Genomic DNA, 23,082 nt, shown 5'->3' with positions numbered 1-23,082 from the left:
CAATCGATCGCGCACCTGGGGCAAATCTTGCCGATGAACCAAAACAGACTGGGGCTTGCTGCGGCCGAATTGACGACGATTCTGCCAATCAACGCCCCGTCCGGCCCCCATTTGAGCCGTGAGCTGATGCGGGTCGACTCCGATCCGGTTCGCAGTCATGATGAAATGGGCGAGACCCCGCTTGGGTCGCGAACCATTGACGGAAAATCACCGTCGAAAGATTGGGGCCAGACCCAGCTCGCCCGCTTATCTGTTTGAATCACATCCACTGAGGAGCCGCCGGGATGTCTGCCCAAGTCGACCAGTTTTCTGCTTATTTGGACCGCGGAGAGATCAAATACGAGCAAGACAGCGAAACCAGCTTTTTCCGGATGATGTTCGACGGAAAGCACGGTGACATTCGGGTGCTGATCGTGGTCGAGGATTCGCTGATTCAGGTCTTTTCACATCCAGCCAACAAGATCCCCGAAAACAATCGTCGGCACATTGCGGAGGCCGTTTGCCGAGCGAACTACGGACTGAAGGTCGGCAGCTTCGAGCTCGACATGGAAGACGGAGAACTCCGCTATCAGACCTCGATCCCTCTGGGCGACGACTTCCCCGACGACGATGTGCTAGACCACATCCTCTACGTTGGCGGTGCGATGGTCGATCGCTATGTCCCCGCTTTCCTGTCGATCATCTACGGCAACGAAGATGTGAAGCTGGCCATCGAAGCCGCTGAGATGTAGACACTCGACCGCGTGCTTCCGCGCAAAAGCCGGATCGCAAACGAACGTCGCATTCGCCGCACCGTATCAATCAAAAAAACAGCCGACTGGAGATTCTCCAGCCGGCTGTTTTCGATTCGTTCCGCTTGCGAAAATTCGCGGCCTAGCCATTCAAGGCTCAGCCAATTCGCGGCTTAGTAGCGGTAGTGGTTTGGCTTGTAAGGTCCTTCGACCGGCACACCGATGTAGTCGGCTTGCTCTTGAGTCAGCTTGGTCAGCTTCACGCCGATCGCTTCCAAGTGCAAACGAGCCACTTCTTCGTCCAACTCTTTGGGCAACAAGTAAACCTGAACGCCGTACTTGTCGTTGTCGCGGTTTTCGTACAACTCCATTTGTGCCAACACTTGGTTGGTGAACGAGCTGCTCATGACAAAGCTTGGGTGTCCGGTTGCACAGCCCAAGTTCACCAAGCGGCCCTTGGCCAAAATGATGATGCTACGGCCAGTGTCGCTGAACGTGAATCGATCAACCGCACCGATGTCCGATGGCTTGATTTCGCTGATTGTCGCTTTGCCATCGGCAACTTGTTGCTCGGCCCAAGCGATGTCGATTTCGGTGTCGAAGTGACCGATGTTGCAGAGGATTGCGTCGTTGGGCATTTCCTTCATGTGCTCGCCCAAGATGATGTCTTTGTTGCCCGTCGTGGTGACATACAAACGACCTTCTTTGCAAGCTTCTTCCATCGTGGTGACTTCGAAGCCTTCCATCGCAGCTTGCAAAGCATTGATGGGGTCGATTTCGGTCACCAAAACGCGGCAGCCGTAGCTCTTCAAGCTGTGAGCACAGCCTTTTCCAACGTCGCCGTAACCGCAGACCACAGCCACTTTGCCGGCCAACATGACGTCGGTCGCACGTTTGACACCATCGGCCAAAGATTCGCGGCAACCGTACAGGTTGTCGAACTTGCTCTTGGTCGCGGAGTCATTGACGTTGATCGAAGGCACACGCAGCTTGCCCGATTTGTTCAACACTTCCAGGCGGTGAACGCCGGCGGTGGTTTCTTCGCTGATCCCGTAAATGTTGTCGAGCAACTCAGGGAATCGATCGTGAACCATGGCGGTCAAGTCACCACCGTCGTCCAAGATCATGTTGAGTTTTTCACCCGATGGGAAATCCAACGTTTGCTCGATGCACCAATCGAACTCTTCGTCCGTCATGCCCTTCCAGGCGTAAACGGGAATTCCAGCTGCGGCGATGGCTGCGGCCGCGTGATCTTGCGTGCTGAAGATATTGCAGCTGCTCCAAGTCACCTCGGCACCCAGCTCAACCAACGTTTCGATCAGAACCGCGGTTTGGATGGTCATGTGCAAGCAACCGGCGATGCGAGCGCCCTTCAATGGCTTGTCTGCACCGTACTTGCTGCGAAGAGCCATCAAACCTGGCATCTCGTTTTCAGCCAACTCGATTTCTTTACGACCGTAATCGGCCAGCGAAATGTCTTTGACCTTGTAAGGCAACTTCGTCGTTTCTGCTTGGGACACTAATTCTGTCTCTCAAATGTCGTGAATGAACCAGCACACTAAAAACAGCCCAAAACGACGGGCGTCAGAGGGGTTGGGGACCGATCACAGGGACTCCTGCTGGTCCACAATCCGCCGCACGCAGCGTCGCATTCAGTGGGCTGATCGAGAAAACGCCCGATCGGCTGGCTCAGAAAGCGCGCAAAGTATAGACGAACCAGTTTTTTTGCCATCCCCAGTTGAGCGTTGTGATTCAAAACTTTCGTTTCGCTACGGCAAGTCGATAGGCTATACTGCCTTGCACATGACGCGAAAACGTCTAAGAAATAGCGTCACCTGCCGTTTTCCCACCAATCTCGCTTTCACGAGTCACGCATGAACGCAATCTGCGGTCCCACCCTCATGCTTATCGAATCGATGTTTTCTCACCTGCGATCACTGAAACCTGCCATGCAGCCTCAATCGATGGCCCGAATCGCCGCATTCGCGGCGGCGTGCCTTGCCGTGTCTTACTCGCCGGCACAAGCCGAAGTGGACTACGCGACGGAGATCAAACCGTTGCTGGCGAAACGTTGTTATTCCTGCCACGGCCCAGACCAATCCGAGAGTGGATTGGGGCTTCACCAAGCCGAAACGTCCATCATCGAAGGTGACTCCGGCGAACAGTTGATTGTGCCGGGAGATCCAGATTCCAGTCACTTGCTGGAACGGATCGTCGCCAATGACGACTACGAATTGATGCCACCTGAAGGTGAACCGCTCAGCGAAGTGGAAGTTGAACTGGTGCGCCGCTGGATCGAAGAAGGTGCCACGTTCACTAAACACTGGGCGTACGAACCAGTTCAAGACGTGGCGCCACCCAGCATCGCCGACGCGATCCAGAATCACGTCGCGGTCCAAGCCAAATCAAACGGCGAGTCCGTTCAAATTGATCCAGTCGTCGAGGCGTGGGCAGAATCCAATCATCCAATCGATGCCTTCTTGCTGGACTCGCTGCTCGCCGGCGGATTGACGCCCAACGCTCCCGCCGATCGCCAAACGCTGATTCGCCGCGTGACACTTGACCTGACCGGGTTGCCGCCGACACCTTCGGAAGTCGCTGAATTCATTCGCGACGAAAGTCCGAACGCCTACGAAAACTTGATTGAACGATTGCTCCAATCGCCCCACTACGGAGAACGCTGGGGACGCCACTGGTTGGACTTGGTCCGGTACGCCGAGACCAATTCGTTCGAGCGAGACAATCCGAAACCGAACGCCTGGAAATATCGCGACTACGTCATTCGTTCCTTCAACGAAGACAAGCCCTACGACCAATTCGTGAAGGAGCAACTCGCCGGCGATCTGCTCGATGACGTCACCACGGAATCGCTTACCGCAACGGGTTACTACCGACTCGGCATTTGGGACGACGAACCCGCCGATCCGTTGCAAGCCCGCTACGACGAACTGGATGACTTGGTCGCGGTCACCGGACAGACATTCCTGGGACTGACGATCAACTGTGCCCGTTGCCACGATCACAAAATCGACCCCATTCCGCAAACCGATTACTACGGCATGTTGGCGTTCTTCGCGGACGTCAGTCGTTATGGAACTCGCGGCGACCAAACTTCGAACAACCAAATCGATGTCTCGAAGCCCGGCCTCAATGAAGCCTATGCGAAGCTGGACGCCGAGCAACGCAAGCTCGAAGAAGAAGCAACTCAAATCGAACAAGACGGCATCACCAAGATGTCCGCTCCCGATCAACGTGCCACCGAAGGCCCTAAACGACAACGCCAACGCATCTTGAAAAAGAAGCTGCGTCCGCTGCTCACAAAGGATCAACGCAAACGCTACGACGAGATCAAATCGGAACTGAATCTGGTTGCGAAGAAACGCCAGGAGCTCCCCAACCGCGAACAGGTTCTCGGCCTCGGCAAACTAAAGCCGATCGAGGAAACGTTCGTTCTGTTCCGAGGCAACCCGCACTCGCCGACGGATTCGGTGACACCTCGTTTCCCCGAGATCTTCAAGGAAACTCCTCGGGAGATGACGCCCAATGAACGCCGCCGCGTTTTTGCTGAATGGGTGACCAGCCAAGACAACCGACTGTCTTCTCGCGTGATGGCAAATCGAATCTGGCAGCATCACTTTGGACGCGGGATCGTTCGCTCGCCAAACAACTTCGGTGGACTTGGCGTTCCTCCCACCCATCCTGAATTGCTAGACTACCTCGCCAACCGTTTGGTAGACGGCGGTTGGAAGTTGAAAGACATGCATCGTTTGATCTGCACCAGTCAGGCGTACCAAATGTCTTCCGAGATCAACGAAGCATCCAGCTCGATCGATCCCGGCAACGACCTGTTTTGGAAGTTCGATTCGCGAAGGTTGAGCGCCGAAGAAGTTCGCGATTCAATCTTGGCCGTCAACGAATCGCTCAATCGCGATACCTACGGCCCAAGCTTCTACCCAACTCTTTCCGCGGAAGTCTTGGCTGGCCAGTCCAAACCCGGGCAGGGCTGGGGCAACTCCAGCGAAGCGGAACGGAACCGACGCAGCGTCTACATCCACGTCAAACGGTCGCTCCTGACGCCGCTCTTGTCCGCGTTTGATTTCCCCGAACCCGATGCGACCTGCGAAGCACGCTTTGCAACGCTCCAGCCCGGTCAAGCGATGTCGTTGCTCAACAGTGACTTCATCCATGAAGAGGCCGGCAAACTCGCCAAGTCCGTTCGCTCGCGATTGCCCGAAGACTCAGACAACCGAGCGTTTGTTTCCGCGGTGATCGAGCAAGTCTTGATGCGTCCCGCTCTCGATGTCGAGATCAAGGAAGGCGTCGAGCTGATTGACGAATTGACGAAGGAATACGAAGTCAGCTCGGAACGAGCCAACGCGTTGTACGCACTCAGCGTGATGAACTGGAACGAGTTCGTGTTCGTTTTCTAGCCAGAGATCAACGAAGCATTTCGGCAGGCGTGGTCAGATAGAACCCATCAGCGGTTTTGGCGTTAGCCACCGTTGTCGATGGGAAACCTAGCAAACGCCAAATCGGCTGCGATTTCGAAAGAGAATCGCTTAGCGGTGGCGATTCAAAAACGCCGCCGCAGTGTCGGCGACCAAGATTGCATCGCCGGGATGCCGGATCAACAAGTGATCGGCCCCGGCGAGGGTCACTACGCTGCATCCTGGTTGATCGTCCTCGCCACTGATCAGACTCGCGATTCGAAGAGCATGGTCGTAGCCAACGGTCTCGTCCGAGGGCGAATGGAACGCCATGACGTGAGATTGAATGTTTGGCAGTTGATCAGCGAGCTGGTGTGATCGGAAGTCATCGAGCATCTCACGCCGGATGCTCCAACGGCGACCACCAATTTCAACCTCACCGATTCCATCTTCTTGAATCTTTGGATTCATGCGATCCAGCAAATTGGCCAAATGAACCGTGTCACTCGGCGCCGCAATGGCAACAACGGCTTTCAATGAGTGTGGTCGAGCCACCTCATCCGAGGCAACCGCCAGCGATGCGGCTCCGCCGAAGCTGTGTCCAATGAGCCCCGTCACCGCACCCAACTCGGTTCCTGCAAACTGAACAGCCGCTTTCAAATCCGCTTGGTTGGACGTGAAGTGCGTGCGTGAAAAATCGCCGTCGCTGCCGCCCAACCCAGTCATGTCGAACCGCAAGACAGCCACACCCAACTCGGCCAAGCGTCGCGAAATTCTTGCAATCGCTTTCAGGTCTTTGCTGCAAGTGAAGCAGTGGCTGAACACCGCGACGGGTGCATCAGCAAGCGGCTCGCTGGTCAATCGTTCACGTGGTCGATCGATAATTCCTGCTAATTCAAAACCATTGCCGCCGTCAAAACGCACCCGATAAGAATGACGTTCAAACGGTCCCTCGACCGGTTCACCGGTCGAAGATCGAATGTCTGAACTCACGCCGACCCTTCCGCCGCTGCACCATTAGAAACGTTGCCGATCCGGCCAGCTTTGAACGCTTCCGCCATCGCACGTGGCACTTCGGCTTCCGCCAAAACCAACCGCGAACGATTTTCCGAAACACGGGCGTTCATTTGTTGTTCCGCGGCGATTGCTTCCGCCCTGCGACGTTCGGCTTGAGCACGAGCGACTCGAGTGTCCGCTTCCGCCTGATCGTTCTGCAAACGAGCTCCGATGTTCTCACCAACATCAATGTCAGCGATATCGATCGAAACAATCTCAAACGCAGTTTGCGCATCCAGTCCACGCGACAAAACGACTCGCGTGATCATGTCTGGGTTTTCCAGAACTTTAAAATGCGTTTCAGCGGATCCAATCGAACTGATGATGGCTTCGCCGACGCGAGCGATCACGGTGTCCTCGGTGGCACCACCGATCAATTGTTCAATGTTGGTACGAACGGTCACGCGAGTTCGCACGCGAAGCTCCACACCATTCTTGGTGATGGCACTCAAAGTTGTTTTGCCGCTGCGTTTTGGATCGGGACAATCAATGACTTTGGGATAAACGCTGGTTTGAACCGCATCCAACACATCACGTCCGGCCAAATCGATCGCGGCAGCCTGATCGAACTCCAAGGGAATCTGAGCTCGATGAGCAGCGATGATCGCGTGGATGACATTCATCACGTTGCCGCCCGCCAAGTAGTGAGCCTCCAACCGATGTGTGCTGATCCCATCGCGACGACCGATGTTCAATCCGGCTTGCGCAACCATCACTTTGGCTTGCACGATCACGTTCGGATCGACCTTGGTGAAGTGCATGCGAATCAGATTCAGCAATTGCACGTCGGCGTCTGACATAAACGCCTGGAACCACAGCTTGCCGTATCGCAGGAAAAAGAATCCCAACACAGCCGCAAAGAACAGTGCCAGAAAAACTCCCACCAACAGCAGCAACGAATTCGAGTTCATTCCGCCGGGAGGATTCTGTGCCAGCAAGTTCCAATCGTGAATCGGATCAATCATCGCCATGTTGTTTTCACTTGGTGAGTCAAATCGAAAACCCGCCGTTCCGTCCCAAACGTGACCACGGCAGGTTCACTAATGATAACAGTTTGCCTACGGCCGAGCGAAGCCGCTACAAACCGCGATTTCGCGTTGACGCCACTAATTTCTGGCGGTGGAACCCACGCCCCACTTCGGCAACAACGCCGACGCAACCAGGATCGCCGAATATCCCTCAGCAACCAGGTTTCGCACGTCCTCCGCATGGCGAATCCCGCCGCCGGTGATCCAGCTCATATCATCGAACTGCGAGACCAGCTCGTAAAACGCACCGTCATTACCTGGGCCCGATTGGCTGCCAACCGAGGCTACATCTAAAAGAATTGTTTCAACAATATTCCGCTCTCGGGCAGCCTCGAGCCATTTCAAAGCCGATTCAGCACCAACAAATTCTCCGCTGCGAAAATCCAGGCTGAGCGTCAATCGAGATTCAGGAACGATGTTCAGCATTCGATCCAACACTGCCATCGAATCGGCTGACTCGGTCGCGATGATCCATCGCAAGCTCGCGTCGGGCGTGATCGCCGATTGCATGTGCGCCAACCAATCGCGGTCCTCTTGCAAGACAGCGCCCGACCAGCCGCAATCAATCCAAAGGGTTTCGCCCGCACAAAGCTCCGTTGCCATTCTCAGCAAAGCTTCGCACTGGCGTCCGTTTCCCATCAAGCCATCCAAGTCGGCGACGTAGAAACGCCGGATGCCGATCGATCGATACCATTTCAGCAACGAGCATTCATCGACGGGAAGCTCAGCGATTGGCAAATACTGGGTTCGCTTTCCGGCGATTCCATGCACAGCGACGCCATTCATCAGATCAATGACGCCGATCAATCGATCCAGCACCGGATTCCAATGCTGGCGAAGACGCTGAGAAAGCGGTGTAGCTGTCTCGTTCAAGCTGCGGTTGAATCGGCTTCTGGCAAAGTGAACAAGGATTCCACTTTGACGATCGCGTAGTCATCCGGAAAAGTGTGGATCGCTTGGATCAACATCGAACGACGACGTGTCTCAATGTTGACGTAACTGATTGCTCCGAGAGCCATCCGTCCGCTCGAGTCAAATCGGTGCAACAAACCTTCGGTCGGTCCCGTTCCCAATTGTTGCCCGACCATCCAAAACATCTTTGGATCGACGGTTTCAAGTTGGAAATGCGATCGGTACGACAAACCGGATCGGCATGTGGCTTCTTCCGTTCGGCTGCCTTTGAGCGATTGTCGAATCAAACAACGGCGTGAAGGCAGCGGTTGATGAGCACTCGTCGCGACTTCGCAAAGCGTGGTCGCGGCGGACTCCGCATTGGACGCCGAATTGAACGTGACAACATGACCGCAATTGGTCACCTCGATCTTTGCATCGTATCCATCTCGTTCAATTTTTCGCGTTTGATGCACAACCAGAAGTTCCGGGTGCAGCGATCGACTGAACAAGTGAAACGCAAGTTCAGCAACTTTTGGGCGAACCGAAAGCACGATGAAAAGTCCAAAGAAGAGGTTCGTATCTAGCTCGACGCGAAGGAGTCGTCGTGTCGTTGTCAGTCACTCATTATACGCTGTCTGGCTGAACCTTCTAAAGAGCGTTTACGTCTTGACTCGCCAAGAATATCCTTTCCTTTTGAATGTCACGAATTCATCTTGACATTGCCGTTCCGCCTGATTTGTCACTCCGACAGAATCCGCTCTGCCATCACTTCCGCAGCCCAATTGGCTGCCACTCGGATTTGCCGCCATGATTTTGGTCATCGATAACTACGACTCATTCACCTACAACCTGGTTCAGCGAATGGGTGAGATCGATCCTTCAGCGGAAATTCGAGTCCATCGCAATGACGATCTATCCCCCGACGAAATCGAAGCCCTTGCTCCAGAACGACTGCTGATCTCGCCGGGACCCTGCACTCCAACGGAAGCGGGCGTCAGCGTCGAATGCGTTCGACGGTTCGCGGGTAAATTTCCAATTCTCGGCGTTTGCCTTGGCCATCAATCGATCGGAGAAGCCTTCGGTGCCACGATCATCCGTGCCCCTGAACTAATGCACGGCAAAACGGATGGCATCCATCACGACGATGGTGGGTTGTTTGCGGGCCTTTCCAATCCATTCACGGCCACTCGCTATCACTCGCTCGTGATTGATCCCAACACCGTTCCCAAGGATCTCGTCGTGGGAGCTTGGACCGACACCGGCGGCAATCGGCAAATCATGGGAGTCCGCCACCAGCAACACAAATTGGAAGGCTGGCAGTTTCACCCGGAAAGTTTTTTGACCGAACCGGGAATTGAATTGATCAAGCGTTTCCTGGCTTGGTGAGCTCCTGAGACCCCACCGGCCCGTCCGTTTTTCGCGGCGGAAACGCTTTGGGCGAATCCCGCCGGGCAGGCACATTCGACTGCCGATTCAAATTTTCTGAAACAAAAACGCTTGCAAGCCAATCAGCGTTTTCGCGTCGCGAATTTGACACGTCTGCACCAGCTTCAACAGCTCGTCCCGGTGCATCAATTTGGTCTCGATCCGCTCGGTTGTTTCGAGCTGTTGCTCGCCAGCAACGAGGCCTTTGGCAACAACCAAATGCATCAGTTCGTTGCCCAATCCTGGTGCGGAGTAGAACTCACAGGCGATGCTCAATTCCGCCGCTCGATAGCCGGTTTCCTCCGTCAATTCGCGTGCCGCCGTCACCAGCACCTCTTCGCCGGGATCGCGTGTTCCAGCGGGCAATTCGAGCAATGTTTCGCCCACCGCGGGACGTTCATTTTCGATCATCACCACGGTGTCTTCATCCACCAAAGGCAGCAGCACCACCGCGCCGGGATGCTGGATGAATTCGCGTCGATGCGACTGCCCATCACGCCCGGGAAGATCCATCGCAATGACATCGAAACGACTACCACGCAACAGCACTTCGGCATCGGACATGGCGACAAACTCCAACATGGTTATGAATCGAGTGATGATTCGGAACTTAGAATGCCTGCGAACAGAAAGGCAAACCTTCGGACTGGATCGACACGATATTCGAAGGGTAGGAAATCAACAATGAAGCCGACGACCGGCCCGACGCCGGAAGAAAACGGACTTCAATCCCCCCCGGAGGTGGCGAGGGGGTTCAACCTGAGTATCATACGCGAATGAACACTTCATCCTCCCCGATCTCTTCGCCGCTCGCTTCGCCTGCGTCGATCACGTCAGGTTTATCGGCTGGACTTCAGACTCCCGAGCCTCAAATGAGCCAGCCAGCGTCAGGCCCCGATCGCCTCGAAGAGATTTCGGTGGTGATCCCTGCCATGAACGAGGAGGCTTCGCTCGCGGAACTGCACCAGCGGATCGTCGAAGTCTGTGCGGAACAGAACGTCCGCGTTCAAATCATCTTCGTGGACGATGGATCGACCGATAAGACGTGGGAGAAGATGGCTTCGCTCTGCGGCACCGCGTCGAACCATTCCCACTCGACAAGTGCATTGCGTTTGCGTCGAAACTTTGGAAAAGCTGCTGCGTTGAGTGCTGGATTCTCCGTCGCTCGCGGTGCGATCGTCTTCACGATGGACGCCGACCTGCAGGACGACCCAAGCGAGATTCCACGCTTTCTTGAAAAAATCCAAAGTGGCTTGGATGTCGTCAGCGGCTGGAAGCAAACCCGCCATGACCCATGGCACAAAGTTTTGCCCAGCCGAGTCTTCAACGCGTTGGTCAGTTCACTCACCGGCGTTCGATTGCACGATCACAATTGCGGCTTCAAAGCTTATCGCCGCGAAGTCTTGGCCGAAGTGGACCTGTACGGCGAACGCCACCGGTTCATCCCAGTGCTCGCATCCGCCCGCGGTTTTCGCGTCGGCGAAATCGTTGTCCAGCACCACGCTCGGCAACATGGCGTTTCGAAGTATGGCGTTTCGAGATTGGTCAAAGGGTTCCTCGATCTACTCAGCATCCATCTCGTGACTGGATACGGCCGCCGACCGCTGCACCTGATCGGCACCGCTGGTTTGCTTTGCTTCGCGGTCGGCTCGGCTGGGATGACTTACTTAAGCATCAAGTGGGTCTGGTCTCGCATGGGCGAAGGCGAAGCTCTGCACCTGCATTCAACCGCCATTTTCTATTACTGCATTTTGGCCGTCCTTCTTGGTGCCCAGTGTGTTTTGGCTGGATTGCTGGCCGAACTGGTGATCTCTGTCGCCGCAGCACGCGACCGCCGAGAAACAATGAACCTGAGCGATACCCCCATGCGTTCAATCTCGGACACCGCTGGTGTCTCTCGCTTGCTCCCCAATGCATCCGGGTACAGCATTTCGGATTGGGCCGGCCTAGCCGAACCCGACAACCAATCGCCTTCGTCGCGTGACGTGGACTCGACGGGGCCGATTCACGATGCGTAAACACGAGATTCCGCGGCAACATCGCCGCAACACGTACGCGATCATGATCGTCGCGACGCTGGCGATTGTTGCCGGACGCATCGCGGTCGTCTCCAGTCAAGAAGGCGACACGGCGTTCCTCAGTGCGAACGATCGCAGTCGTTGGTGCACGGTCGCCGCGCTCGTGGAAGAACACACTTTCGCGATCGATGGCCCCATTTCGATTCGGTCCGAAGACGGCAAACGCCGCCCATGGAACACGATCGACAAAGTGCGTCACGTTGGTTCCGATGGCCAACTGCATTACTACAGCAGCAAACCGACGCTGCTAGTCACGATGGTCGCTGGCGTGTACGGCGTGGTGTATCACACCACCGGTCTGACGATGACCGAGCAACCGATTTATGTGCCTCGGCTGTTATTGATGATGATCAACGTGCCGGTGCTTGCCGTTTTCCTGGTGACGATGGCATTGATCGTGGAGCTGATTGGTGCCTCCGATTACGCGCGTCGAATGGGTGTCGCGGCAGCTTGCTTCGGCACGATGATGGTGCCGTTTGCAATCTCGCTCAACAATCATCTGTTCGCTGCAGCCGCGACTTCGTTGACGCTTTGGTTGTATCTTCGCGCCGCTGACAAGATGAGCGACTCGTTCTCCGGCATCACCTACCATCCAAAGTTCGCTCCTTGGGTCGTCGCGGGTGCCTCAGCAGCTTTCGCGGTCGCTTGTGAACTGCCCGCCCTGTCAATGTTGGCACTTTGGGCGGTGCTATTTGGCTGGATGAACCCTCGCTCGATTCCCGGGTTTGCGTTGGGCGCGGGCGTTGTCCTGATCGGGATTTTCGCGACAAACGTGTTGGCTCACAGCAGCCTTCGGACACCGTACGCTCATCGAGGCGTTGGGGAGCTCGTCGAAACAATTGAGTTGCCCGCGACTCCGTCGACCAACCAAATTGAAGTCTCGCTCTCGCACAGCAGCACGCTTCAGGCCGCTGACAAGATCAATCTGCGGAAACTGAACGAAGGTGGCTACGAAGTCATCGCCGAGCAATCTGACTCGCGAGGAAATTCGACTCAGACCCAGTACAAACTGGCTCAATCAGGAGCGACCTGGTCCTTGCTCGTCTGGGATGACTGGTACGACTACCCAGGAAGCTATTGGCGGACGGACAAGCGACGCGGGGTCGATTTGGGTGAGTCCAGCCGCATCGCGTACCTGTTTCACGCGACGCTTGGCTACTACGGGATTTTCTCCATCACACCGCTTTGGTTCCTCGTCCCGGTCGGCATGGTCGCCGGATGCCGTCACGGCCCCAGCTACATGCGACGGCTTTCCGCGGCGATCGCGTTGGCGAGTGCCGTGTGCCTACTGTTCTACATTGCCCGCCCTGAAATTGACCGAAACTACGGCGGTGTCAGTGTTTGCTTCCGCTGGATGTTGTGGTTCGCTCCCCTATGGCTCTACAGCCTGGTTCCGGAACTCAGCTCGCTGAGCGAAAAGATCCAGGGTCGATACTTCACGCTTGTGCTTCTCGCCGCCAGTGCATTTTCGGTTTCGACCAGCCTGTCTTCCCCCTGGCAGAGTCCTTGGATCTACCGTTTTGCGAGTTTTTTGGGGTGGTTGGGCGAGGAAATGACCCGGTAGGATCGAGCAGCTAGCTCATCGATGTCTCAAGGAGGAGACAGGCCTTTGACCGAACCGGGTCAGGAACATCCGCCACGCCGCAAAGCCGGCCGTCTCAAAACGGCATTGGTCCTGGTGATTGCGTGCGCATTGGCAGGCTTCCTGGTCAAACTGCTCCTGCCTCAAACCGTCGGCGAACAAGCCCGGCGTTACCTCGAAAAGACACTCGACGATCACTACGCGGACTGGGATGTCACGATTCAGCGTGGCACCTTCCAAGCCGGCACGGGACTCATCTTTGAGTCCATCCAGATCAAACCCAAGACCAGCCAATCGAGTCTGGTGTCGAAGTGGTGGTCCCAGCAACCTGCTGTCAAAATCGATCGGCTCACCGTTTTCGCGGACCTGGATCCTCAGAAATGGATGGCTGGAGACAGCCCACTGTCGACCCGCCGCATGGCCGTGGAAGGCATCGTCGCGAATGTGCATGTCGGCAGCGACAACACGCTCTCGCTGGAATCTTTGCTGCCTTTGCCGCAGATGGGCCCCCCGTGTCCGCAGATCGACCTGTACGGGGTCGTCACGAATCTAACCTTCGACACGCTCGATTCCTCACCAGTCGACTCCGACTCGCGCAGTACGTCGGCCGCGACACAACCACTTCAACTTCGTTGGTCGGACGTCGCTATCTCGACCGAGTCTACCAATGTGGAAGCCACACTCATTTCGGGTGCGGCCTATGAACGCAAGCTCGTGTTCGCTCGCGGCGACAGCAACTTCAGTGGCCCGATCGAACTGGCCTATGACAAGCTCGTTGATGGATCCGATGAGCAGTTGCGACTGAAAACAACTATCAAAGATTGCCACATCGACGACGCTGTCATCGCTCGTGTCCGCTCGCGAATTTCGAAATGGCTGCCAGAGAAAGCACGTGTCAACTTGCACGGCGACCTGTCTGCTGAATACATCCAGCAAAACGACTCCGACCAATTCAATCTCGACTTGGTTGTGCACGAAGCGAACCTCGATGACCCACGATTGCCTTCCAAAATTCGGCAGGCTCGCGGGCGGATTCAAATCACGCCGGAACAAGTCAAGCTCTTTCCGACGCAAGCCAAATTTGGCGATGCCCATTGCACGCTTCGCGGTTCCGCCGCACTGCTTCGCAAGTCTCGAACCGATTTCGACTTGGGTGCCACCGATTTTCACTTCACCGGGGAAGGCCTGACGCTCGACCAGGATCTCGCGGAAGCGATGCCTGACAAGCTCCACGATCTGTGGCAGAGGTATCAAGCTCACGGGCGACTGAACATACGGGCTCACGCGACCAACCCCGCTCCCTTGCAATCCAAAGATTGGGACTTGCAATCTCAAGTCGACATCCGCGGAGTCGACGTTCAGTTCGACAAGTTCCCCTACCCGGTCGAACAACTCGTTGGGACGATTCAAATCGACGATGGGTTTGCGACTGCCGAACAACTGACCGGACGTGCGGGTGGCCAACGAATCAACTGCGGCTTTCGGGTCCCAGTCCGGATCGATCCAGACGCTCCCAAAGTTCACACCAAACAAGTCACGATCCAAACCGAAGGATCGGTGCTGATCGATGACGCACTGATCACTTCGTTGACCCCACGAGATTCCGATGCGGGCGGTCCTGACAACTCATCGGCAACAACAAGTACGTTGACCGAAACGAGCACAACTCGGTCCGTATCGAAGGTTGAACAGTTCGTACGTTCGCTCCGACCGCGTGGTGTGATCGAGTGGGCCACGGCGACACTCGAAACCGATGCACAGGGAAACTCATCCCGGCAATTCGATTTCCGAGTTTCTGGCGGAACGCTTCGATACGACAAGTTGCCCTATCCGCTGTACAACGTCGAAGGCCGCGTCCAAATCAAAGACGACTTGGTTCGGATGATTGGCTTCACCGCCAACAATGCGGGTTCGGCAAAAGTTGACTGCAATGGGTTGTACCGGATTCCCAATCCATCCATGGGCGCTGATTCGGAACTGAACCTTCGTTTTCAAATCGCGGATCTGTCGATGGATCAATCGCTCCGCGTTTCGCTCCCTGAATCAACTCGGCAAATCTGGGATTCGCTTTCTCCGGGTGGAACTTTGGACCAACTGGATGTTCACATCCATCAGTCCGGCACCGAAGCATTGGATCTGACTTTGGTTGCGGACCAAAATGAGTCCGGTCACGTGACTCCCGATTCGCTGAGCCTTCGTCCCGTCGCGATCCCTTACCGAATTGACATCGTTGGCGGCCACGTTGAATACCGTGACAACCAAGTCCGAATCAGCAACCTTCGCGGACGACACGATGCGTCGCGAATGGTCGCCGATGGGACATGCATCCAGCATCCTTCGGGCCGTTGGTTGCTGGCGATGGATCTGCACAGTGGTTGCCGCCTGGTTCCCGACGAAGAATTGATCGCTGCGATGCCCGAGCAAGTCGGCCAAGCGATGCGAGCCCTCGACTTACGTGGCCCCATCAGCCTTCGCGGAAAAACAAACCTGCTGATGGCGAACGACGACACATCCACTCCGGTGATCGATTGGGACATTCTGCTGCAGCTCGAAGGCAACCGAATTTCAGACGTCGGTCCGGTGCACTCGCTTCGCGGTGAGATTCAAGTCCAGGGTGTTCGCGACGCGGAAGTGTTGCAGGCGGTTGGAAACATCGCTCTGGATTCCATGCACGCCTACGGATTGCAAATCACATCGTTGCGAGGCCCATTCTCCATCACGAATGAACAGCTTCGCTTGGGCGAGAACGCTCGACTGCCCTCGCCCAATCCTGAACCCAACGGCAGTGGAGTGCCAATCGTGGGAGCATTGTTTGGCGGCAAACTCAGTCTTAGTGGAGGCGCCCTGTTGTCGTCGGGCGACTTCGAAATGGACGTTGCTCTCGGCAACGCACAAATCGCGACTTGCCTCGCCGAAATTGGCCAGCATCGCACCGGCATCACAGGACGCTTTGACGGCGAAACTCATTTGGAAGGCCGATTGGGCGACTTGGATCTTTTGAAAGGCAATGGACGAGCGAGCATCAGCGGAGCGAATCTCTACCAACTGCCGTTCTTGGTTCAGGTCTTGAACCTTCTGCGGATCAAAGCCACGGAAGATGTCGCTTTCACCAATGGAGAAACCGAATTCTCGATCTTTGGTGAAGACCTAAATTTCAACCGGCTCGTGCTCTGGGGTGACCTGGTCGCACTGGAAGGCGGCGGAACTTTGAGTCGCCGCGAACACGTCGACATGTCATTCAACACTCGAGTCAGCCCGCAGAACTTGTTCAGCAAAGTCATCAACCCTTTGCGAGACAATCGCTACACATTGTGGACAATCGAAGTCGACGGCCCAATCGCAGCCCCAACGATCCGTCGAAAATCCCTCAATGGGATCACACAAACGGTGGAAGACTGGTTCCCCGGCATGGTGCGGTCCACCACCGCGGACGGCAGCAACGTCAACCGTTGAATCGGGCTCAGATCCGGGCCATCAAGATCGTGTGACCGAACGTGATTCGCTACGAACGTTCAAAAAGGCAGAGCGCTTTCAGATTACCGGACGCTGTCGTGGGTCCATAAAAAATCCAACCAACAGCTCGACCATCATCCCGATCGTCGAGAGCGGGAATGCACCCATTCTCTTCGATCTGCCCCGGAAATACTGGGCGAGCATTGGAAGGATATTCAATCACTCGTCAACTTGAGCGGTCGATCTTGATACGGAGCCGCGCATGGTCATGGGGCGTCGAAAGGAACGACCGACTTCCGCTGAATCAAAACGCTGGTATCGATCCAGCAGTTTTTCAACGATTCGGTGTTCGCCCACCACAGCCGTCAGCTCAGCCGTTCCGCCAACACCAAACGCGGACAAAAGGTGACTTCGTTCGAATTCGATCAAACGCTTCGAAACGTTGTAGTTCGCGGCGATCGCCTTCGTCGGCATCCCTTCCATCACGCAATTGAGGACTTTGCGTTGGCGTTCGGTCAGGCCATCCAAGATACGATTGCGTTTTCGGTGAGCCTTCTCCATCCCGACTTGGAAGCGATCCCATTCGATCGCTTGGCGAATGTGATCCCGAAGCGAGCCGCTGAATTTCTGGGCCCCGTCCTCGGACTTTAAGACAACGGTCCAGGCGCCCTTCTCAAAGGCGTGCACGACCGTTTGGATTGGCAGTTCTCCAGCGACCAAGATCAAGGGTGCGCTGCAGCTCGAATCGGACAGCGCTTTTTGCACCCGTTGAAATCCATCGCCGATCAATTCAACATCCACGACCAGACATCCTGGACGCTCCAGCCGACTCTCCGCGATCCACTCCAGCAATTGATCACTTGATGAACAAGGCACGACGGACCAATCAGACTCCGCCTCAATCAACGACCTCAGATCTATAGAAACAGTCTCTCCGTTTAACTGTCGAGTCAGCAAGCAAACGGCAGCACGCTCGTTCGTGGAATCAATCACAGTAAGCCCCTTCCCAAAACTGGGATATCTACGCCTTAGAATCGTCAGAAGTCGATCCATTCCCACTGTGCAACCTGTAGGTATGGCAACGCTGTCAAAACTAGCAACTCATGCTTGGGCCGTAACGGATGTTAATCCCGCAACAAAGTGCGCATTATCGCACTCCAACGGCGACAACCGAAAGCTTTGAGCAGCCCATCTGGTACACGGGCCTCCACTCTTCAGCGCAGAAACGTTTTCCACGGACTAGCAGGCCGCATGACCAGCGGCATCGGGCCGTTTCAATACCCGGTGCGGCGCGATCGCACCGAAGAAGAAACCGAGTTCAATCTAAGGGGCTGACTGAATCGGTGAGGCGAACGCCACTTCACGGCGTTGTCAAAATGGAGCAGCGGCCGATGAACAACCTCACCGGCGCAGAAAGACAGCGCGGCGGATCAGGAAACTTCCCGACCCCGCGGCAACCGAAGCATCGCATCCATGACGTCCGCTCAACGAGCGAAGTCATGGCGAACTGGCGAAACGTGCTCTCGCTAGGAAACCAACTCGGCCGAGTCGGTTGAGGTGGAAGCTTCGGCCACTTTCTTTTCGCTCGCGCGACGACGGCGTTTCTTCGGCTTGGTGATTCCCCATTCCTTCGTCAACATTTCAAACACCTCCGGCGTTTCGTAACGCACAATGTTCTTGCCTTCTGGCATCGGACCAATCAGACCACGAAACACGGGCATGCCGCGAAGCGCCAAGTCGGTGCTGCAATCGTCGATGCCGACTTGCTCGTGGTGATCGGTTAACGGATCGAGCGAACCGTAGTCGCGAATTTGAAGCGAACCATCACTGCCGCGGGCGACAACTCGAAAGGTATCTTTTTTGGTCATGGCGGAATCATTCCGTTGGAGAGGTGTTAGCAAATCAATCCGATGGCGGCGATTGTTGGGAGGTCACCGCCGCGAAGCTGATTTCATCGGTGCCATGAAACAGTTATCGACCGCTCGGGTCGCGAACCCAAACATCCGATGTTCACCCGACTCCTTCGGAACCGCCGCTTTGAATGGTGTGACCGGTGAAAGGCATTTGCTCCGAACAATCCGAACATTCGCCTCCGTCGCCCGGCTTCTCATTGCGATTTGCCGGTGCCCTACCGTGATGCATTGCCAAGAATCCCAACCACAGACGTGTTCACTCCCGATGACTACTTCCAGCTTCATGATCGTCGGTGCCAGCGGTGGCATCGGATCCGCCCTTTGCAAACAACTCGTTTCGGCAGGCCATCGAGTGATGATGGTCGGCAGAAATGAATCCAACCTGCAAACGCTCGCTCATGAACTGCAGCAACCATTTCAAGTCTGCGACGCAACCGACTGGGATGGATTGGCCGGAGTCGCCGACAATGCAATCGAACAGTTTGGCGGACTCGACGGTGCAACCAATTTGGCTGGTTCCATCCTGCTCAAACCAGCTCACTTGACCAGCAAAGAGGATTTGCAATCGGTCCTGGAAGCCAATTTGGTCACGGCGTTTGGTTTGGTCCGGACGATCGCACCTCGCTTGAAGAAACAAGGTGGTGGCTCGATCGTGTTGATGTCCAGCGGTGGCGCCGCGATCGGTTTGACCAGCCACGAAGCCATCGCCGCAGCCAAGGCAGGAGTCGCCGCGATGGCTCGTGCCGCCGCGGCGACTTATGCGGCCGGCAATGTCCGTATCAACACAGTTGCGCCCGGCTTGGTCGAAACTGAATTGACAGCCCGAGTTTGGCAGAACGAACGGTCGGCCGACGCGAGCCGCGCCATGCATCCGATGGGTCGATTGGGACAACCCGGAGACATCGCGTCGATGATTGCGTGGCTGCTGGCACCCGAGAACGCTTGGATCACCGGCCAAGACATCGCGGTCGACGGCGGACTCAGCTCGATCAAATCAGCCACCCGCTGACTCGAGCTGCATTCTCAAGTAGCTCCTGGATTCGGGCGATTCCAGCCCCAACTTCGCGGCCATGTCCATGACTTCGGCACGAGCCGTTTCCACCGCCTCGTCGCTGGGGAAACGTTCATGCAACACGCGTTCGATTTCAGCGAATTCTCCCAATCCGTCGACGCGATCAATCGTGACCGTCATCGGATCGCTCGATCCCAGGTGAAACGTTTCTCGTCGCTTGATCACCGTCGCGACTTTGTGAAAACCAAGTCGATCGAACAACGTTTCCATCGAGTCGCCAGTCGGATCGCCGGGATCCAAACGCCATTCCAATTCCTCGCGTGCCTTCACGGCACCCGGCCGTTTCGAACCCTTGTAGGTCACCAAGGGCGTTCCATCGATTCGCCGAACTCGGAGAGCTTCACCTGACTCAGCGAAGTCACGAGAAGGATGGTTGTAGTACGTGTCTTGGTTCTCATTTTCTGAAACCAAGACCGCGTCGTTCTCGGCCAATCGTTCGCGGAGTTCGCTGACGTTGGCGACGCGAAATTTCAGTTCGATTTCAAACATCCGTTCTCTTTCAAAATTTCTATACAAGTCAATTTGCAAGATCGCCGGGAGGCGTTCTCAGCCCATCTTCAACGAATGCCCAATCGAACCAAAGGAGCAGGGCTGCCTTCACTGGTGACCCACACATCCGATTTGGAGTCGACAGCAATCGCTTCGATCTGCCTTAGTTTTGGCAAATCCATTGCAATGGGAGTTCGTGACATCTGTGCCTTCAAAGTCGGATGATCCGCTTTCGCAAACTTCATCGCTTGCCAATACGTCGAAACCCAAACATCGCCTGTCACTGGATCCCGATCCGCCCCCGTGGCCAGCGCCAGCGGCAACCGAATGATCAGCTCGGCCTCGATGTCTTCGTTCAACTTACCACTCGAACCATCAATGAGTGCAACCCGATACAGCCCCACCCATGGAGTGAATCGCTTGCACAACAAGATCAAATGTCCGGATGGTTCGTCGAACCAAATCGCTTCGCAGTCTTGCGGACCATGCGGGTATTTCACGCGAAGCAGATGCACCTGATCTCGCGCCACTTCTCCAGACTTTCGCGGATCCATTTCATCGACGACCAATAGCTCGATGTGGTCACGCTTTTGTTGATTGTCGCCGCTGTCCGCAATCACCAACCTTGCCGGCCCATCGGCTTTCAACGGCGGAAGGATCGCGAGGTCTTCCCAATCAATCGCCGTGACACCAGGCAATTCCCATCGCCCGGTCGCTGCGCCGGTGTTGGCATCAAAAGCAAACAACCTCGCCCGATCACCTGAATCATTGTGCGACCAAATGCAGCTTGGATCCTTCACCGAAAACACCATCCCGCTGCTCTCGGTCAACTCCTTGTCAGCCAACTGAACCGGAACAAAAGAGGGCTCTTCCGCGGAGACACAACCCGACAATGCGAACGCAATCAAACTCAATCGAAATATCATCAAGCACGTTCCCCTGATCAAGCAAATCCTAGCGGAGCGGCGCAAGCCGCCCGGTACTGTTGAGCACGTCCTAGCGGAGCGGCACGCGTTCCAACATCTCTCGCATCGCCGATGCCGTTTGGTGCATTCCTTCATGAGATGCCAAAGCACCCGTGACCGCAACTCGCCCAATCCCGGACTGGGTCACTCGTTCAATATTGTCGCTCCCAATGCCGCCAATCGCAAATGCGGGCAACTTGAGGTCGCCAGATTGCTCCGCGTCGCTGACCTGCTTCAAAAACTCGCAGCCGGGAAAGTGATCGAACGACTTCGTCTTTCCGGGAAACGTTGGGCCGCACCCGATGTAGTCCGCACTGGTACGAGTGGCCTCGTTAACCTGCTCGATGTCATGAGTCGACAAACCGATCAAACGATCCCGCCCCACCACACGCCGCACCGCATCCACTGGCACTTCCTCTTGCCCAACGTGAACTCCGTCGGCGCCAGCCGCCACCGCAATGTCAGCTCGATTATTGATGATCCACAAAACGCCACGTCGTTTTGCGAGTGCGGCTCCAAAACTTGCTTGCTCATACAAAGTTCGATCATCGACGCTTGAATCACGAAGCTGAATCACATCGACTCCGGCATCGACCAACTGATTAATCCTGGCCTTCAGAGGTTCCGCATCGGGCTCGCAGGCGATCAAGGCATACAGCCGTGCTTCTTGAAGTTTTCGCAAGCGAAAATTCACGCCCGCCATCTTCAACTCCAAATCGCGGAAGGTGGCATAGCACTGATAGCGAATGGACTCAATGCTCGCCGCGAATTCCGGATCCGTCGTCTTTCCATATTCTTCCAGGCACCGCAACGCTTGTTGGGTCCGAGTCGTTGCAGCAGTGATCACCGAAGACAGATCTGCCCGCGATTGCTCACTTTCGGTCGTCACTCCGGTGCCCACATCCCCCGGCGTGTCGCGAGACTCGACCAACTGCAACCGGCTCCAACATCCCATTGCGGTCGCCAGATCATGGCGATGAGTCTTCAACCGATCGGTCAGCCCCAGATCGTCTAAGATAAAGCGAGCGGATTCCTCGAGCGTGCGAAGCCCTTCGCCCGCACGATTCGCGTTGGCGTCCAAGATTCGCAACACGGTTCTGGATTCGATATTCGTCATTCGCCTCGGTGCTCGCTCTGTTTTCGTTGCTCGCTCTGTTTGTTCCGCTTGAATCCTACCTTCCATCCCTCCCACCACCTCACCCGCCATGTCCATTCTTCGTCGCAGCTTTCTCACCGCAGCCGTTTTGTCCATCGCTGCTCTCGCACCAACCGGCTTCCTGCCGATCGGACACGCCGATCAACCGACCCAAAAGTCAACGCCGCGTCAAGCACGCAAGAATGACCCGTTTGCCGCACCCAAAGTCGATCCGACGCTCCCGAACGTTCTGTTGATCGGTGACTCCATTTCGATCGGCTACATGCTGGACACACGACGAGCCCTCGAAGGCAAAGCAAACGTCTTCCGTCCCGGAACAAACTGCGGCCCCACCACGCGTGGTCTCGAACAACTCGACTCGTGGTTGGGTGACCGCAAGTGGGATGTGATTCACTTCAACTTTGGTTTGCACGACCTGAAATTCATGGGGCCCAACGGGAAGAACTTAGCCGATCCCAAGCTACCGACCAGCAAACGACAAGTCCCTCTGGACGAGTACGTCGCCAACCTGGAAACGATCGCGAAAAAGTTGAAAGCCACCGGCGCGACCGTGATTTGGCGAGAGACCACTCCGGTTCCCGAGGGAGCCGGCGGCCGGCTGCCCGAGGACGGACCACGCTACAACGAAGCCGCATCCAAAGTCATGGAATCCGTTGGCGGCATCCAAACGGATCCGTTCTACGACTTCGCCATGCAGCACGCTTCCACCCAGCGAAAAGCCAACGTGCACTACACGCAAGCCGGCTCCAAACTGCTCGGTGAACACGTCGCCGAAGTCGTCGCAAAAGCGCTGGCGCAATAACACGCCCCATG

At 55.9% G+C, this 23,082-nt stretch carries 20 protein-coding genes; 9 read left to right on the top strand and 11 right to left on the bottom strand.

Going from position 1 to position 23,082, the window contains the following annotated elements:
• Positions 1-27 precede the first annotated feature (27 nt).
• Positions 28-258, top strand: coding sequence for a hypothetical protein (locus CEE69_RS33195; protein ID WP_233215247.1), 231 nt, complete (start codon positions 28-30; stop codon positions 256-258).
• Between the two features lie 26 nt (positions 259-284).
• Complete coding sequence (locus CEE69_RS14835; RefSeq protein WP_233215246.1) at positions 285-731, top strand: YbjN domain-containing protein; 447 nt, start codon at positions 285-287, stop codon at positions 729-731.
• 173 nt (positions 732-904) lie between these two features.
• Here CEE69_RS14835 and ahcY read toward each other — a convergent pair whose 3' ends face one another.
• Positions 905-2,251: an adenosylhomocysteinase gene (gene ahcY, locus CEE69_RS14830; protein ID WP_099261399.1), complete on the bottom strand. Its 1,347-nt coding sequence runs from the start codon at positions 2,249-2,251 to the stop codon at positions 905-907.
• Between the two features lie 354 nt (positions 2,252-2,605).
• Between ahcY and CEE69_RS14825 the strand changes: the two genes are divergently transcribed.
• On the top strand, positions 2,606-5,161 hold the full coding sequence (locus tag CEE69_RS14825; RefSeq protein ID WP_099261398.1) for a PSD1 and planctomycete cytochrome C domain-containing protein: 2,556 nt from the start codon (positions 2,606-2,608) through the stop codon (positions 5,159-5,161).
• Positions 5,162-5,290: 129 nt separating this feature from the next.
• On the opposite strand, the gene CEE69_RS14820 is transcribed toward CEE69_RS14825, so the two are convergent.
• The 4 genes from CEE69_RS14820 to CEE69_RS14805 all read right to left on the bottom strand — a co-directional run bounded on the left by CEE69_RS14820 (position 5,291) and on the right by CEE69_RS14805 (position 8,687).
• A complete protein-coding gene (locus CEE69_RS14820) occupies positions 5,291-6,151 on the bottom strand; it encodes an alpha/beta hydrolase family protein (RefSeq protein WP_099261397.1) in 861 nt (286 codons plus the stop codon).
• A complete protein-coding gene (floA, locus tag CEE69_RS14815) occupies positions 6,148-7,185 on the bottom strand; it encodes a flotillin-like protein FloA (protein WP_099261396.1) in 1,038 nt (345 codons plus the stop codon). The genes CEE69_RS14820 and floA overlap by 4 nt, the downstream gene beginning before the upstream one ends.
• A 135-nt stretch (positions 7,186-7,320) precedes the next feature.
• On the bottom strand, positions 7,321-8,115 hold the full coding sequence (locus tag CEE69_RS14810; protein WP_099261395.1) for a HisA/HisF-related TIM barrel protein: 795 nt from the start codon (positions 8,113-8,115) through the stop codon (positions 7,321-7,323).
• Entirely contained in the window at positions 8,112-8,687 is a 576-nt protein-coding gene (locus CEE69_RS14805; protein ID WP_199169876.1) for a DUF2617 family protein, read from the bottom strand. Before CEE69_RS14805 ends, CEE69_RS14810 begins: the two co-directional genes overlap by 4 nt.
• 256 nt (positions 8,688-8,943) lie before the next feature.
• On the opposite strand from CEE69_RS14805, the gene CEE69_RS14800 reads away from it, so the two are divergent.
• Positions 8,944-9,522: an anthranilate synthase component II gene (locus CEE69_RS14800; protein WP_099261394.1), complete on the top strand. Its 579-nt coding sequence runs from the start codon at positions 8,944-8,946 to the stop codon at positions 9,520-9,522.
• An 87-nt stretch (positions 9,523-9,609) separates the two neighbouring features.
• On the opposite strand, the gene CEE69_RS14795 is transcribed toward CEE69_RS14800, so the two are convergent.
• A complete protein-coding gene (locus CEE69_RS14795; RefSeq protein WP_099261454.1) occupies positions 9,610-10,125 on the bottom strand; it encodes an NUDIX hydrolase in 516 nt (171 codons plus the stop codon).
• Between the two features lie 212 nt (positions 10,126-10,337).
• On the opposite strand from CEE69_RS14795, the gene CEE69_RS14790 reads away from it, so the two are divergent.
• Genes CEE69_RS14790 through CEE69_RS14780 form a run of 3 tightly spaced genes read left to right on the top strand, consistent with a single transcriptional unit; the run spans position 10,338 to position 16,674 of the window.
• Positions 10,338-11,579 carry a glycosyltransferase family 2 protein gene (locus CEE69_RS14790; RefSeq protein WP_099261393.1) on the top strand — a complete coding sequence of 414 codons (1,242 nt, stop codon included), beginning with the start codon at positions 10,338-10,340 and terminating at the stop codon, positions 11,577-11,579.
• Positions 11,572-13,203: a hypothetical protein gene (locus CEE69_RS14785; RefSeq protein WP_233215244.1), complete on the top strand. Its 1,632-nt coding sequence runs from the start codon at positions 11,572-11,574 to the stop codon at positions 13,201-13,203. The genes CEE69_RS14790 and CEE69_RS14785 overlap by 8 nt, the downstream gene beginning before the upstream one ends.
• A 45-nt stretch (positions 13,204-13,248) precedes the next feature.
• The gene (locus CEE69_RS14780; RefSeq protein ID WP_099261452.1) at positions 13,249-16,674 is read left to right on the top strand and encodes a hypothetical protein; all 3,426 of its coding nucleotides are present in this window, start codon (positions 13,249-13,251) and stop codon (positions 16,672-16,674) included.
• Between the two features lie 219 nt (positions 16,675-16,893).
• Here the strand turns inward: CEE69_RS14780 and CEE69_RS14775 are convergent, their stop codons facing one another.
• Positions 16,894-17,550, bottom strand: a complete 657-nt coding sequence (locus CEE69_RS14775) for a response regulator transcription factor (RefSeq protein ID WP_233215243.1) — start codon at positions 17,548-17,550, stop codon at positions 16,894-16,896.
• Positions 17,551-18,200: 650 nt separating this feature from the next.
• The gene (locus CEE69_RS14770; RefSeq protein ID WP_099261391.1) at positions 18,201-18,542 is read right to left on the bottom strand and encodes a hypothetical protein; all 342 of its coding nucleotides are present in this window, start codon (positions 18,540-18,542) and stop codon (positions 18,201-18,203) included.
• Between the two features lie 310 nt (positions 18,543-18,852).
• Between CEE69_RS14770 and CEE69_RS14760 the strand changes: the two genes are divergently transcribed.
• Complete coding sequence (locus tag CEE69_RS14760) at positions 18,853-19,596, top strand: SDR family NAD(P)-dependent oxidoreductase (protein ID WP_099261389.1); 744 nt, start codon at positions 18,853-18,855, stop codon at positions 19,594-19,596.
• Here the strand turns inward: CEE69_RS14760 and cyaB are convergent.
• The 3 genes from cyaB to CEE69_RS14745 form a co-directional block, all read right to left on the bottom strand.
• Positions 19,582-20,148: a class IV adenylate cyclase gene (gene cyaB / locus CEE69_RS14755; protein ID WP_099261388.1), complete on the bottom strand. Its 567-nt coding sequence runs from the start codon at positions 20,146-20,148 to the stop codon at positions 19,582-19,584. The two genes, CEE69_RS14760 and cyaB, sit on opposite strands and share 15 nt — an antisense overlap.
• A 68-nt stretch (positions 20,149-20,216) precedes the next feature.
• Positions 20,217-21,074 (bottom strand): hypothetical protein, encoded by an 858-nt coding sequence (locus CEE69_RS14750; protein WP_233215242.1) that lies wholly within the window; start codon positions 21,072-21,074, stop codon positions 20,217-20,219.
• A gap of 70 nt (positions 21,075-21,144) precedes the next feature.
• Positions 21,145-22,230, bottom strand: coding sequence for a thiamine phosphate synthase (locus tag CEE69_RS14745; RefSeq protein WP_099261451.1), 1,086 nt, complete (start codon positions 22,228-22,230; stop codon positions 21,145-21,147).
• Positions 22,231-22,318: 88 nt separating this feature from the next.
• On the opposite strand from CEE69_RS14745, the gene CEE69_RS14740 reads away from it, so the two are divergent.
• Positions 22,319-23,071 (top strand): SGNH/GDSL hydrolase family protein, encoded by a 753-nt coding sequence (locus CEE69_RS14740; protein ID WP_099261387.1) that lies wholly within the window; start codon positions 22,319-22,321, stop codon positions 23,069-23,071.
• Positions 23,072-23,082 lie beyond the last annotated feature (11 nt).

Source organism: Rhodopirellula bahusiensis, from assembly GCF_002727185.1.
GTDB lineage: Bacteria > Planctomycetota > Planctomycetia > Pirellulales > Pirellulaceae > Rhodopirellula > Rhodopirellula bahusiensis.
The sequence above is the reverse complement of the archived record's forward strand: the minus strand, read 5'-3'. Positions and strand labels throughout refer to the sequence as shown.

Excerpts from the sequence above, each read along its gene's own strand:
- CEE69_RS14835 (WP_233215246.1), top strand. The coding sequence starts at position 285 with ATGTCTGCCCAAGTCGACCAGTTTTCTGCTTATTTGGACCGCGGAGAG.
- CEE69_RS14825 (WP_099261398.1), top strand. The coding sequence starts at position 2,606 with ATGAACGCAATCTGCGGTCCCACCCTCATGCTTATCGAATCGATGTTT.
- floA (WP_099261396.1), bottom strand. The coding sequence starts at position 7,185 with ATGGCGATGATTGATCCGATTCACGATTGGAACTTGCTGGCACAGAAT.
- CEE69_RS14800 (WP_099261394.1), top strand. The coding sequence starts at position 8,944 with ATGATTTTGGTCATCGATAACTACGACTCATTCACCTACAACCTGGTT.
- CEE69_RS14795 (WP_099261454.1), bottom strand. The coding sequence starts at position 10,125 with ATGTCCGATGCCGAAGTGCTGTTGCGTGGTAGTCGTTTCGATGTCATT.
- CEE69_RS14790 (WP_099261393.1), top strand. The coding sequence starts at position 10,338 with ATGAACACTTCATCCTCCCCGATCTCTTCGCCGCTCGCTTCGCCTGCG.
- CEE69_RS14785 (WP_233215244.1), top strand. The coding sequence starts at position 11,572 with ATGCGTAAACACGAGATTCCGCGGCAACATCGCCGCAACACGTACGCG.
- CEE69_RS14770 (WP_099261391.1), bottom strand. The coding sequence starts at position 18,542 with ATGACCAAAAAAGATACCTTTCGAGTTGTCGCCCGCGGCAGTGATGGT.
- CEE69_RS14760 (WP_099261389.1), top strand. The coding sequence starts at position 18,853 with ATGACTACTTCCAGCTTCATGATCGTCGGTGCCAGCGGTGGCATCGGA.
- cyaB (WP_099261388.1), bottom strand. The coding sequence starts at position 20,148 with ATGTTTGAAATCGAACTGAAATTTCGCGTCGCCAACGTCAGCGAACTC.
- CEE69_RS14750 (WP_233215242.1), bottom strand. The coding sequence starts at position 21,074 with ATGATATTTCGATTGAGTTTGATTGCGTTCGCATTGTCGGGTTGTGTC.
- CEE69_RS14745 (WP_099261451.1), bottom strand. The coding sequence starts at position 22,230 with ATGACGAATATCGAATCCAGAACCGTGTTGCGAATCTTGGACGCCAAC.
- CEE69_RS14740 (WP_099261387.1), top strand. The coding sequence starts at position 22,319 with ATGTCCATTCTTCGTCGCAGCTTTCTCACCGCAGCCGTTTTGTCCATC.